11 protein-coding genes are annotated in these 13,157 nt (G+C 66.1%); 4 read left to right on the top strand and 7 right to left on the bottom strand.

Annotated elements, in window-relative coordinates; all coding sequences use genetic code 11:
- The first annotated feature begins 110 nt into the window (after positions 1-110).
- From N5C91_RS27360 to N5C91_RS27345, 4 genes are read left to right on the top strand one after another with little or no spacing between them, the layout of a single operon-like run.
- The gene (locus N5C91_RS27360) at positions 111-1,409 is read left to right on the top strand and encodes an MdtA/MuxA family multidrug efflux RND transporter periplasmic adaptor subunit (protein ID WP_236175325.1); all 1,299 of its coding nucleotides are present in this window, start codon (positions 111-113) and stop codon (positions 1,407-1,409) included.
- The gene (locus N5C91_RS27355) at positions 1,406-4,528 is read left to right on the top strand and encodes an MdtB/MuxB family multidrug efflux RND transporter permease subunit (protein ID WP_279833365.1); all 3,123 of its coding nucleotides are present in this window, start codon (positions 1,406-1,408) and stop codon (positions 4,526-4,528) included. Before N5C91_RS27360 ends, N5C91_RS27355 begins: the two co-directional genes overlap by 4 nt.
- Positions 4,528-7,644, top strand: a complete 3,117-nt coding sequence (locus N5C91_RS27350) for a multidrug efflux RND transporter permease subunit (protein ID WP_279833363.1) — start codon at positions 4,528-4,530, stop codon at positions 7,642-7,644. The genes N5C91_RS27355 and N5C91_RS27350 overlap by 1 nt, the downstream gene beginning before the upstream one ends.
- Positions 7,641-9,128 carry an efflux transporter outer membrane subunit gene (locus tag N5C91_RS27345; RefSeq protein ID WP_279833361.1) on the top strand — a complete coding sequence of 496 codons (1,488 nt, stop codon included), beginning with the start codon at positions 7,641-7,643 and terminating at the stop codon, positions 9,126-9,128. Before N5C91_RS27350 ends, N5C91_RS27345 begins: the two co-directional genes overlap by 4 nt.
- A 7-nt stretch (positions 9,129-9,135) precedes the next feature.
- Here N5C91_RS27345 and N5C91_RS27340 read toward each other — a convergent pair whose 3' ends face one another.
- From N5C91_RS27340 to N5C91_RS27310, 7 genes are all read right to left on the bottom strand, one after another.
- The gene (locus N5C91_RS27340; RefSeq protein WP_279833359.1) at positions 9,136-9,429 is read right to left on the bottom strand and encodes a hypothetical protein; all 294 of its coding nucleotides are present in this window, start codon (positions 9,427-9,429) and stop codon (positions 9,136-9,138) included.
- 30 nt (positions 9,430-9,459) lie between these two features.
- Complete coding sequence (locus N5C91_RS27335) at positions 9,460-10,053, bottom strand: C40 family peptidase (protein ID WP_279833358.1); 594 nt, start codon at positions 10,051-10,053, stop codon at positions 9,460-9,462.
- 141 nt (positions 10,054-10,194) lie between these two features.
- A complete protein-coding gene (locus tag N5C91_RS27330) occupies positions 10,195-10,866 on the bottom strand; it encodes a C40 family peptidase (protein ID WP_279833356.1) in 672 nt (223 codons plus the stop codon).
- Between the two features lie 123 nt (positions 10,867-10,989).
- Positions 10,990-11,415 (bottom strand): VOC family protein, encoded by a 426-nt coding sequence (locus N5C91_RS27325; protein ID WP_236175318.1) that lies wholly within the window; start codon positions 11,413-11,415, stop codon positions 10,990-10,992.
- Between the two features lie 20 nt (positions 11,416-11,435).
- Positions 11,436-11,897 (bottom strand): hypothetical protein, encoded by a 462-nt coding sequence (locus N5C91_RS27320; RefSeq protein ID WP_236175317.1) that lies wholly within the window; start codon positions 11,895-11,897, stop codon positions 11,436-11,438.
- 93 nt (positions 11,898-11,990) lie between these two features.
- Positions 11,991-12,314 (bottom strand): antibiotic biosynthesis monooxygenase, encoded by a 324-nt coding sequence (locus N5C91_RS27315; RefSeq protein WP_279833353.1) that lies wholly within the window; start codon positions 12,312-12,314, stop codon positions 11,991-11,993.
- The gene (locus N5C91_RS27310; protein WP_279833351.1) at positions 12,311-13,069 is read right to left on the bottom strand and encodes a hypothetical protein; all 759 of its coding nucleotides are present in this window, start codon (positions 13,067-13,069) and stop codon (positions 12,311-12,313) included. The genes N5C91_RS27315 and N5C91_RS27310 overlap by 4 nt, the downstream gene beginning before the upstream one ends.
- Positions 13,070-13,157 lie beyond the last annotated feature (88 nt).

Here is a 13,157-nt window from a genome sequence, read left to right as displayed (position 1 = left end):
GTAAATAGCGGGTAAAGAGACTTTGCCTGCGGCGCGGCTGTGCTTATCGTTCAGCCTCGCTATTCTCACTTCTTTGCACCAAGCCCCTCTTTTCAACAAGACAGAGCCCCATGACTGCAAGCAACGGATCGCCTTCCAAACTCCGCAAACTGCGCCCCTGGCTTATCACGGCACTGCTGTTCGCCGCCGTGGTGGGGTTGATCATGTGGCTGCACTCGACGTCTTCCGGGGCGCCGGCGGCCCAGGGTGGCCGTGGCGGACGACCGGGGCCGGGGCAGATGGCCGCGGGGCAGGGCGGTACCGCGGTGACCGTCAGCGTCGCCCCGGTAGTCAAGGGCGATCTGCCGGTGCATTACCACGCGCTGGGCACGGTGACCGCCTACAACACTGTCAATGTGCGCGCGCGGGTCAGCGGCCAACTGGTCAAGGTGCCGTTCCAGGAAGGCCAGGAAGTGAAGGCCGGCGACGTGCTCGCGGTGATCGACCCGCGTCCGTTCCAGGCGGCGCTGGACCAGGCCCAGGGCACCCTGCTGCAGAACCAGGCACAACTGAAGAACGCACAGATCGACCTGGCCCGCTACAAGGGCCTGTACGCCGAGGACTCCATCGCCAAGCAGACCCTGGATACCCAGGAAGCCCAGGTGCGCCAGTACGAAGGCACCCTGAAGACCAACCAGGGCCAGGTCGCCGACGCCAAGCTCAACCTCGAATTCACTCAGGTGCGCGCGCCTATCGCCGGCCGCGTCGGCCTGCGCCAGGTGGACGTGGGCAACCTGGTCACTTCCGGCGACACCACGCCGCTGGTGGTCATCACCCAGGTCAAGCCGATCTCCGTGGTGTTCAGTCTGCCGCAGCAGCAACTCGGTACCATCGCCCGCGAGCTGTACAGCAACAAGCCGGTGCCGGTCGAGGCGCTGGACCGCAACCAGAACCAGACCCTGGCCACCGGCGTGCTGAAGACCCTGGACAACCAGATCGACACCACCACCGGCACCGTCAAGCTCAAGGCCGGCTTCGAGAACAACGACCACAAGCTGTTCCCCAACCAGTTCGTCAATGTGCGCCTGCTCGCCGAAACCCTGCCGAACGTGCTGACCATCCCGGCCAACGCCGTGCAGCGCGGCAACGACGGCACCTATGTGTACCTGGTTGGCGAGGAGAACAAGGCCAAGCGCCAACTGGTCACCCTGGGCACCAGCGAGAGCGAGCGCGTGGTGGTCACCGAAGGCCTGAAGGAGGGCGACCGCGTCGTCGTCGAAGGTACCGACCGCCTGCGCGAAGGAACCCGCATGAACATTGCCGCCTCTGCCGAGAAGGCCCGCGCCGCTGCGGGAGAGGAAGCCGACAAGTCCACCGCCAAGCCCTTCGGCTCGGATGCGCCGGTCCAGGACAGCGGTAAGAGCGAATGAACCCGTCCCGCCTGTTCATCCTACGGCCGGTCGCCACCACGCTTCTGATGGTGGCGATCCTGCTGTCGGGGATCATTGCCTACCGCTTCCTGCCGATCTCGGCGCTGCCGGAAGTGGATTATCCGACCATCCAGGTGGTGACCCTGTACCCCGGCGCCAGCCCGGACATCATGACCTCCTCGGTGACCGCGCCGCTGGAGAACCAGCTGGGGCAGATTCCCGGCCTCAACGAGATGTCCTCCACCAGCTCCGGCGGCGCTTCGGTGATCACCCTGCAGTTCAGTCTGCAGATCAACCTGGATGTGGCCGAGCAGGAAGTCCAGGCGGCGATCAACACCGCGCAGAGCCTGCTGCCCAAGGATCTGCCGAACCAGCCGGTGTACAGCAAGGTGAACCCGGCGGACGCGCCGATCCTGACGTTGGCGGTGATGTCCCCGGACATGCCGTTGCCGCAGATCCAGGACCTGGTGGACACGCGCCTCGCGCAAAAAATCTCGCAGATTTCCGGCGTCGGCCTGGTCAGCATCAGCGGCGGCCAGCGCCCCGCGGTACGCATCCGCGCCAACCCCGGCGCACTGGCGGCTGCCGGGCTGAGCCTGCAGGACCTGCAGACCACCGTCACCAACAACAACCTCAACGGCCCCAAGGGCAGCTTCGACGGGCCGACCCGTTCCTCGACCCTGGATGCCAACGACCAGCTCAAGTCCGCCGATGCCTACCGTGACCTGATCATCGCCTACAAGAACGGCTCGCCCCTGCGCGTGCGCGACGTGGCGAGCGTGGAGGACGACGCCGAGAACGTGCGCCTGGCCGCCTGGGCCAATACCTCGCCGGCGGTGGTGCTGAACATCCAGCGCCAGCCGGGGGCCAACGTCATCGAGGTGGTGGACAGCATCAAGAAGATGCTCCCGCAACTGCAGGCGACCCTGCCGGGCAGCCTCGAAGTAACCGTGCTCACCGACCGCACCACGACCATCCGCGCCTCGGTGGCGGACGTGCAGTTCGAGCTGTTCCTCGCCGTCTGCCTGGTGGTGATGGTCACCTTCCTGTTCCTGCGCAATATCTCTGCGACGCTGATCCCCAGCTTCGCCGTGCCGCTGTCGCTGATCGGCACCTTCGGTGTGATGTACCTCGCCGGCTTCTCGATCAACAACCTGACGCTGATGGCGCTGACCATCGCCACCGGTTTCGTGGTGGACGACGCCATCGTCATGGTGGAGAACATCGCCCGTTACCTGGAGAAGGGCGACCCGCCGTTGGAAGCCGCGCTCAAGGGCTCCAGGCAGATCGGCTTCACCATCATCTCGCTGACCTTTTCGCTGATCGCCGTGCTGATCCCGCTGCTGTTCATGGGCGACGTCGCCGGGCGGCTGTTCCGCGAATTCGCCATCACCCTGGCGGTGGCGATCCTGATCTCCGGCTTCGTCTCGCTGACCCTGACACCGATGCTCAGCGCCAAGCTGCTGCGCCACGTCGAGCCGGAAAAGGAAGGGCGCTTCGCCCGCGCCGCCGGGCGTTTCATCGACAATCTGATCGAGCGCTACGCCGCGGCCCTGCGCGTGGTGCTGCGGCATCAGCCGCTGACCCTGCTGGTGGCCATCGGTACCGTGGTACTCACCGTGCTGCTGTACATCTTCATGCCCAAGGGCTTCTTCCCGGTGCAGGACACCGGGGTGATCCAGGGCATCGCCGAGGCGCCGCAGTCGATTTCCTTCCAGGCCATGGCTGGCCGCCAGCAGGACCTGGCGAAGATCGTGCTGCAGGACCCGGCGGTGGAAAGCCTGTCCTCGTTCATCGGCGTCGATGGCACCAACGCCACCCTCAACACCGGGCGCCTGCTGATCAACCTCAAGCCCCACGCCGAGCGTGACGTGACCGCCAGCGAGGTGATCCAGCGCCTGCAGCCGGAAGTGGACCAGATCGCCGGCATCAAGCTGTACATGCAGCCGGTGCAGGACCTGACCATCGAGGACCGCATCGCCCGGACGCAGTACCAGTTCACCCTGCAGGATGCCGACCCGGAAGTCCTCGCCGACTGGGTGCCGCGCCTGGTGGACCGCCTGCAGCAATTGCCGGAGCTGGCCGACGTGGCCACCGACTGGCAGGACAAGGGCCTGCAGGCCTACATCAACATCGACCGTGACACCGCCTCGCGCCTGGGCGTGAGCCTGTCGAACATCGACAGCGTGCTGTACAACGCCTTCGGCCAGCGGCTGATCTCCACCATCTTCACCCAGGCCACGCAGTACCGCGTGGTGCTGGAGGTGGCGCCGGAATTCCAGATCGGCCCGCAGTCGCTGGAGAACCTCTACGTGCCGGCCAGCGATGGTACCCAGGTGCGCCTGTCGAGCCTGGCCAAGGTGGAGGAGCGCCACACCCTGCTGGCGGTCAACCACATCGCCCAGTTCCCGGCGGCGACCATCTCCTTCAACCTGGCCAAGGGCGTCGCCCTCGGCGAGGCAGTGCAGGCGATCCGCGACGTCGAGGCGCAGATGGAAATGCCCGTCAGCCTGCAAGGCAGCTTCCGTGGCGCGGCGCAGGCTTTCGAAGCGTCGCTGTCCAACACCCTGCTGCTGGTGCTGGCATCCATCGTCACCATGTACATCGTGCTGGGCATCCTCTACGAGAGCTTCATCCACCCGGTGACCATCCTCTCCACGCTGCCTTCGGCGGGCGTGGGCGCGCTACTGGCACTGATGCTCTCGGGGCAGGACATCGGCATCGTGGCGATCATCGGCATCATCCTGCTGATCGGCATCGTCAAGAAGAACGCGATCATGATGATCGACTTCGCCCTGGACGCCGAACGCAACGAGGGCAAGCCGCCCCATGATGCGATCTACCAGGCGTGCCTGCTGCGCTTCCGGCCGATCCTGATGACCACCATGGCCGCACTGCTCGGTGCACTGCCGCTGATGCTCGCCGGCGGCGCCGGCGCCGAGCTGCGCCAGCCGCTGGGCATCACCATGGTCGGCGGCCTGCTGGTCAGCCAGTTGCTGACGCTGTTCACCACGCCGGTGATCTACCTGTACTTCGACCGCCTCGCCGCCCGCTGGGCAGCCTGGCGCGGCCGCCACGGCCTCGACGTGAACAGCATCGACCCGGCGGAGCGCGGCTGATGGGCGGCCTCTCGCGCCTGTTCATCCTGCGCCCGGTCGCCACCTGCCTGCTGACCCTGGCGCTGATGCTGGCCGGCGCGCTGTCGTTCAGCCTGCTGCCGGTGGCGCCGCTGCCGAACGTCGACTTCCCGACCATCCTGGTGCAGGCCGCGCTGCCCGGCGCCAGCCCGGAAACCATGGCCTCCACCGTGGCCACGCCGCTGGAGCGTTCACTGGGGCGCATCGCCGGGGTCACCGACATGACCTCCAGCAGCTCCCTGGGCAACACCACCATCATCGTGCAGTTCGACCTGTCCAAGGACATCGACGGCGCGGCGCGCGAAGTGCAGTCGGCGATCAACGCGGCGATGAGCCTGCTGCCCTCGGGCATGCCGAACAACCCGACGTACCGCAAGGCGAATCCGTCGGACATGCCGATCATGATCCTCACGCTGACCTCGGACACCTACACCCGCGGGGAGATGTACGACCTGGCCTCGACCATCGTCTCGCCCAAGCTCGCGCAGGTGAAAGGCGTGGGGCAGGTGAGCATCGGCGGTTCCTCGCTGCCGGCGGTACGCGTCGACGTCAACCCGGACCAGCTCAGCCAGTACGGCATTTCCCTGGACACGGTGCGCACCGCGATCAACAACACCAACGCCGACGGGCCCAAGGGCTCGCTGGAGTTCGGCGAGCGCCACTGGCAGGTGGACTCCAACGACCAGTTGCGCAGGGCCAGCGAGTACGCACCGCTGATCGTCCATTACAACGCCGAGACGGGCGCGGCGGTGCGCCTGAAAGACGTCGCCATGGTCACCGATTCGGTGGAGGACGTGCGCAACGCCGGCTTCTCCGACGACCTGCCGGCGGTGCTGCTGATCATCACCCGCCAGCCCGGCGCCAACATCATCGAGGCCACCGACGCCATTCACGAGCAGTTGCCGATCATCCAGGATGTGCTCGGCCCGCAGGTGAAGCTGTCGGTGATGGACGACCGCAGCCCGTCGATCCGTTCCTCGCTGGAAGAGGCCGAGCTGACCCTGATCATCTCCGTGGTGCTGGTGATCCTGGTGGTCTACCTGTTCCTGCGCAACGGCCGCGCCACGCTGATCCCAAGCCTGGCGGTGCCGGTGTCGCTGGTCGGCACTTTCGCGGTCATGTACCTGTGCGGCTTCTCGCTGAACAACCTGTCGCTGATGGCGCTGATCATCGCTACCGGTTTCGTGGTGGACGACGCCATCGTCGTGGTGGAGAACATCGCGCGGCGCATCGAGGAAGGTGATCCACCGATCCAGGCGGCCATTCGTGGCGCGCGGGAAGTGAGCTTCACCGTGCTGTCGATGACCCTGTCGCTGGTGGCGGTATTCATCCCGCTGCTGCTGATGGGCGGTATCACCGGGCGGCTGTTCCGCGAATTCTCGGTGACCCTGGCGGCGGCCATCCTGGTGTCGCTGGTGGTGTCCCTGACGCTCACGCCGATGCTCTGCGCGCGCCTGCTCAAGCCGGTCGAGCGAGGGCCGAAGAAGGCTTCGGTGGAGCGCCAGAGCAATCGCTACTTCGTTGCCTTCATGCAGCGCTACCGTGCCAGCCTGAGCTGGGCGCTGGAACATTCGCGGCTGATGGTGATGATCATGCTCGGCTGCATCGCGCTGAACCTCTATCTTTTCGTGGTGGTGCCCAAGGGCTTCCTGCCGCAGCAGGATTCCGGGCGCTTGCGCGGCTTCGCGGTGGCCGACCAGAGCATCTCGTTCCAGGCGCTGGACAAGAAGATGGCGCAGTTCCGCAAGATTCTCTCCGAGGACCCGGGCGTGGAGAACGTGGTGGGCTTCGTCGGTGGCGGCAAGTGGCAGTCGAGCAACACCGGCTCGTTCTTCGTCACCCTCAAGGACATCACCGAGCGCGACTCCGCCGAGACCATCGTCAACCGCCTGCGCAAGAAGCTGGCGGAAGTGCCCGGCGCCAACCTGTTCCTGGTCGCCGGCCAGGACGTGCGCATCGGCGGCCGCCAGGGCAACGCGCAGTACGACTTCACCCTGCGCAGCGATGACCTCAACCTGCTGCGTGAATGGGCGCCGAAGGTCGAAGCGGCGATGAACAAGGTGCCGCAGATCGTCGACGTGAGCAGCGATGCCCAGGACAAGGGCGTGCAGAGCCGCCTGGTGATCGACCGTGACCGCGCCTCCAGCCTGGGGGTGAACGTCGCCGAAGTGGATGCGGTACTGAACAACTCCTACGGCCAGCGCCAGGTCTCGACCATTTTCAACCCGCTGAACCAGTACCACGTGGTGATGGAAGTCGCCCAGCCGTACCAGGAAACCCCCGAGGAGCTGCGCCAGGTCTACGTGATCAACAGCGAAGGCAACCGTATCCCGCTTTCGGCCTTCACCCACATCGAGCCGAGCCGCGCGCCGCTGGAGGTCAACCACCAGGGGCAGTTCGCCGCGACCACCTTCTCCTTCAACCTGGCCCAGGGTGCGCAGATCGGCCCGGCCCGTGACGCGATCCTGGCGGCGGTGGAACCGATCCACCTGCCGATGGAAATCCAGGCGACTTTCGAGGGCAACGCCGGCGCCGTGCAGGACACGCAGAACGACATGCCCTGGCTGATCCTGCTGGCGCTGGTATCGGTGTACATCGTGCTGGGCATCCTCTACGAGAGCTACGTGCATCCGCTGACGATCCTCTCGACGCTGCCGTCGGCGGGCGTCGGTGCGTTGCTCACGCTGATGCTGTTCCGCACCGAGCTGTCGCTGATCGCCCTGATCGGGGTGATCCTGCTGATCGGCATCGTGAAGAAGAACGCGATCATGATGATCGACTTCGCCCTGGACGCCGAACGCACCCTCGGCCTGTCGCCGCACGATGCCATCCTGGAAGCGGCAATGAAGCGCTTCCGGCCGATCATGATGACCACCCTGGCGGCCATCCTCGGCGCGCTGCCGCTGATCTTCGGCATCGGCGGCGATGCGGCGCTGCGCCGCCCGCTGGGCATGACCATCGTCGGCGGGCTGATCGGCAGCCAGTTGCTGACCCTGTATACCACCCCCGTCGTCTACCTCTACCTCGACCGCCTGCGCCATTGGGTCAACAAGAAGCGCGGCGTGCGCACCGATGGCGCCCTGGAGACACCCGTATGATCCGCTCCCGTTCACTGCTTTCTCCAATGGCGGCCTTGGCGCTGGCCGTGGCCCTGGCCGGTTGCGCCATCGGCCCGGACTACCAGCGCCCCGAGCTGACGGTGCCCGCCAGCTTCAAGGAGGGCGAGGGCTGGCAACTGGCCAAGCCGCAGGACGGCTTCAACCATGGCGCCTGGTGGGAGCTGTACGGTGACGCCACGCTGAATGACCTGCAGACCCGCCTGGTCGCTGCCAACCAGACCCTGGCGCAGTCGCTCGCGTCCTACCGCCAGGCCCAGGCACTGGCCAAGGGTGCGCGCTCCTCATTCTTCCCCACCATCAGCGCCGACGTCGGCAAGACCCGCTCCGGACAAGGTACCGGCAGTGGCGGCAGTGTGCGCCTGCCTGACGGCTCCACGGTCGCCAGCGGTGGCGGCAGCAGTTCGATCAGCAACAGCTATTCGGCGAGCCTCGGCGTGAGCTGGGAGCTGGACCTGTGGGGCAAGCTGCGCCGTCAGCTGGAAGCCGACAACGCGAGCATGGATGCCAGCGCGGCGGACCTGGCCAACTCGCGTCTTTCGCTGCAATCCCAGCTGACGCAGAACTACCTGCAACTGCGCGTGATGGATCAGCAGATCAAGCTGCTCAACGACACGGTGAGCGCCTACCAGCGCTCGCTCAAGCTCACCGAGAACCAGTACAACGCCGGCATCGTCACCAAGGCCGATGTGGCTCAGGCGCGCACCCAGCTGAAGAGCACCGAGGCCCAGGCCATCGACCTGAAGTACCAGCGTGCGCAACTGGAACACGCCATCGCCGTGCTGGTCGGCTTGCCGCCGGCGCAGTTCTCCCTGGCTGCCGTGGAAGGCGTGCCGAGCCTGCCGTCGGTGCCCGCGCTGCTGCCTTCGGAACTGTTGCAGCGGCGCCCGGACGTCGCCTCGGCCGAGCGTCAGGTGATCTCCGCCAACGCCAAGATCGGCGTGGCCAAGGCCGCCTGGTTCCCCGACCTGACCCTCACCGCTGCCGGTGGCTACCGCAGCGGCAGCTTCCAGAACTGGATCGAGACGCCGAACCGCTACTGGTCGATTGGCCCGCAATTCGCCATGACCCTGTTCGACGGTGGGCTGATCGCCTCCCAGGTCGAGCAGGCCGAGGCGAGTTACGACCAGACCGTGGCCAGCTACCGGCAGACCGTGCTCGACAGCTTCCGCGAGGTCGAGGACTACATGGTCCAGCTCAAGGTGCTGGAAGAGGAGAGTGGCGTTCAGCAGGAGGCGCTGGACGCCGCCCGCGAAGCGCTGCGCCTGACTACCAACCAGTACAAGGCCGGCACCATCGACTACAGCAACGTGGTCACCACGCAGACCAGCGCGCTGTCCAACGAGCGCACGCTGCTGACCCTGACGGGCAGCCGTCTGACTGCGAGTGTGCAACTGATCGCCGCGCTGGGTGGCGGCTGGAATGCGGCTAAGATCGCCGAGGAAGGGCAGGCGACGCGGGACTGACGGGCAGTCAGTCCTCGCTCAGCGAGCTCAGGGGAATGCGGAAGCGGTTTTCGCCATCCAGCGATTTGATCCCGCGTGGCCGTGCGGTGCTGACCAGCGCCGTGCCATCCAGACGTTCGAGCACCTCGCAATCGATGTGACCGATGGCGGGCAGGGGCGCGTTACCCGAGTCGGTCCGCAGGCGCGCCAGCGGCTTGAGGAAGCGCCAGTCGCGGCCTCCGGCGTCAATCAGGCGGCATTCTGCCCAGCCGGCGAAGCACTCTTCGGTGTAGCGCAGTATCTCGACCCGTAGTCTGGGCATGTTCTGAATTGTCCGGTGGCGACAGGGAGCTCAGCCGTTGAAGCGGCGGGCGGTGGTAAAGCTGCGTTGCCAGTAGTTGTTGGCCAGCGAGTCCATGCGAATGGTCTCGCCCGAACTGGGCGCATGGATGAACTGGTTGTTGCCGATGTACAGCCCGACGTGGCTGACGTTGCCGCGGCCATTCTGGTTGAAGAACACGGCATCACCCGGGCGCAGCTGCTGGCGATCGACCTGCGTGCCGCCGCTCTCGATCATTTCCCCGGTCGTGCGCGGCACCGTCATCCCTGCTTCCGTGCGGAACAGGTAGACCAGCAGGCCGCTGCAATCGAAGCCGCTGCTCACCGAGGTGCCGCCGTAGCGGTAGGGCACACCGATCAGTTCACGGGCGCGGGCGACGACGCGGGAGTTGGCGGTGAGGCGCCCAAGCCGCTGGCCGGCCAAGCGCGGGCGTGCGGTGCCGTGCTGGAGTCGGACGGTGTTGTGATTCACCGACTTGGCGTGCGCCGCACGCGACAGGCTAGTTGTGGCCTTGTGCGGCGTCGGATTCTTCGACTCGCGTGCTTCGGCGAAGGGCAGCGAGAGGGTAAGCAGCAGGGTCGTGCTCAGCAGGGTGAGGGAGCGCATCTTGGGTACATCGTGTGACTAACTGGCGAAACGGGGCGCTATCTTAGGAATCTCCTCCTCGGCAAGAACGTGGCAGCAGTCTGAATGCCTGTAGGCATTTTCTGATTGGTGAATCGAGCGCCGGCTTCTCGGCTCCTGCCATCAGCCGCTGAAGCGCCGGGCAGTGGTGTAGCGGCGCTGCCAATAGCTGTCGTCGAGGGAATCGATGCGGATGGTCTTGCCGGTACGTGGGGCATGGATGAACTGCCCGTCGCCAATGTACAGGCCAACATGGCTGGTGCGGCCGTTGCCGTCGTGGTTGAAGAACACCGCATCGCCGGGTTGCAGTTGGTCCAGGTCCACGGCGTTGCGCTGCTGCGCGACCATCGACGTCGTGGTGCGCGGCAGCTTGCGGTTGGCGATGGTGCCGTACAGGTAGACCAGCAGGCCGCTGCAGTCGAAGCCGGACTCCTCTGTTGCACCGCCCCAGCGATAGGGCGTGCCGATCAGTTCGTGCGCACGTTCGACAATGCGCGTCGTATCGATCGGGCTGTAGTTCCTGTCGCCCTGTGCAGGCGAATAGGTCGACAGCAGCCTGCTGGTGCGCTGCTGGGTTCCAGGCGGCGCCGACATCCTTTGCGAGCTGCCTTGCGCGCGACTGGCCGCGCCGCGCGGCTCGCCAATGCGTGCCACATGCCCGGCGGGCTGAAAGCTCCGGTCGATGGCGGCGGTATCGTAGCGGCGCCAGTCCGGCGCGTCGAAGTCATCGGCCAGGGCAACTGGCGCACCGAGGGTGCAAAGCAGATACAGAGGAAGCCAGCAGAGGGGGCGCACGTCGAATCACCTCAGGGTGAACGGTGGAGACGAGCGCCATCCTAGAAACTGCTAGGGAAGGTCGATGTAGGAAATTTCCAGTAGGCCTGAAGGCAAATTCTACGGAGGATGACCGGTCGCCACTCAGCGTGCGAACAACTGGCCGATGTCCTTGAAAGCCTTGAACTCCAAGGCGTTGCCGCAAGGGTCGAAGAGGAACAGCGTCGCCTGTTCACCCACCTGGCCCTGGAAGCGCACGTGGGGCTCGATGACGAACTGCGTGCCGCGCTCGCGCAGCCTTTGCGCCAGGCGCTCCCAGTCGTCCCAGCTCAGCACTACGCCAAAGTGCGGCACCGGCACGTCGTGGCCGTCGACGGCGTTGGTGTGCGCCGCTTCCTGGCTGGGCGTGCGCGGGTGTTCGTGGATCACCAACTGGTGGCCGAAGAAATCGAAATCCACCCACTGGGCGCTGCTGCGGCCTTCGGCGAGACCGAACACCTCGCCATAGAAGCGCCGGGCCAGGGCCAGGTCGTGGACGGGAATGGCCAGGTGGAAGGGCGATAGTGCCATGGGCGGACTCCCTGTCAGGTTCAGGCCGGTACGGCCAGCAGGCGGCTGATGGTGGCCTTGGCCGCGCTCATCTGGCCCTCGCGGGCGAGGCGGGTGAACTCCAGCAGGGCATGTTCGTGCTCCGCGAGGTCGTCGAGGATATCGCGGTCGTCGTCGTCGCCCTGGTCGGCCAGGTTGTCGTAGCGCTGGACGTAAGGCTCCACCAGCACCTCGAGTTTTTCCAGGGTCTGCGGCCAGTCGAGCCCGAGCCAGTCGGCAGCGCGCTGGCGGCCTTGCGCGGCGGCGTGCGCGGTGTCGCCCAGTGGCAGGCCATGGCGCTGCAGCAGCCGCGCCATGCGCAGGCCGGTCTGGCGCTCCAGTCGCGCCAGCAGGAGCATCGAGGATGCTCCCTCCGGCAATTGCTCGGCCAGGCCGAGGAAGAAGTTCTCGCCGCGGACTTCGCCCAGGTAGGCGGCCTGCAGTTCATTGGCTTGTCGGTGCATGCGTCGGTCCCCCTTTGCTGAATGGGGACCAGCCTAGACGATGTGTACCGGGCATCGAACCCGGCATGTCGTGTCTGGGCCAGAACGGGTCGCTCAGCGTTCGAAACCGTACTCGCGCTCGACCCGGCTGATGCGCACGCGGAACGCGCTGTACCAGTCGCTGCGCCCGGACTGCTGGGCCACCCGATGTTCCGCCTGCTGCTTCCATTGGCGAATCGCGGCTTCGTCGCGCCAGTACGACACGGTGATGCCCAGGCCATCCGCGCTACGGGCCGATTCGACGCCGAGGAAACCATCCTGCTGGGCGGCCAGTTCCAGCATGCGATCGGCGGTGGCGCCGTAGCCTTCGTCCAGTGTGGTGCGGTAGGAGGTGAAGGTCACGGCAAAGTAGGGCGGTTGCGGTGTACTGGCGATCATGCGGGGCTCCCGGCGGGTAAGGATCTTGGGCTGGATTCGCGGCTGGACTGATGGCGGAATGCGGCGGACAGGAGCGCTTCGGCCAGCGGCACGGCGATGCCGGCCAATGCCTTGCGCTCGGGCTGGAACAGGGTGGCGAGGAAGAACGGATGGTCGGTGGCTTCCACGGCGCGGATGCTGTCGTCCTCGCCATAGGCGCAGGCACGCAGCGAGCCGCCGAACAGGGCATCCTGGAACTCCGGGTTCACGCCGTAGCTGCAGCGATAACCTTCGCGGATTTCCGCCAGGCCGTAGATGGCCGCCAGGTGCGAGCCGGCAGTCAGGCGGATGCTTTCGCTGACTTCCAGCAGCGCACAGGGCAGGGTGTGGACCACCGCGCGCGGCGCTTGCGGGTCGATCTCGGCGTGGGCCGCGTCACTCCAGCCGAGGACGTTGCGGGCGCGCTCCAGCAGGGCATGCTGGAAGCCTCCGCAGGTGCCGAGGAAGGGCACTGCATTCTCGCGGGCGAACCTGATGGCGCGGAGGGCACCGTCGGTCTCCTGGTAGGGACTGCCGGGGATGCACCAGAAGCCGGAGTACGCTTCGAGGTCCAGGCCATCGGCGAGGCGCGGAGTGTCCAGCCAGTCCACGCGCAGGGTGCCGGAATGCGGCAACAGCGATTGCTGCAATGCCAGGGGAATCGCCCAGTGGGCAGTGACGCGACTGTCGCGATCGCCGATCAGGCCGATCCGCAGGGTTTTACGACGTTTTCCCATTCTTGGTTCCCCCAGGCGTCGTGGCCCATTGGCGGGCCCATGGGAGGCAATTTATAGTTGCGCAGGCGCAATCGAAAATGGGCGGTTG

This window comes from Pseudomonas sp. GD03903 (assembly GCF_029840045.1).
GTDB lineage: Bacteria > Pseudomonadota > Gammaproteobacteria > Pseudomonadales > Pseudomonadaceae > Pseudomonas > Pseudomonas pseudonitroreducens.
Note: the sequence above shows the minus strand (reverse complement) of the source record. Positions and strands in the feature narration are given on the sequence as shown.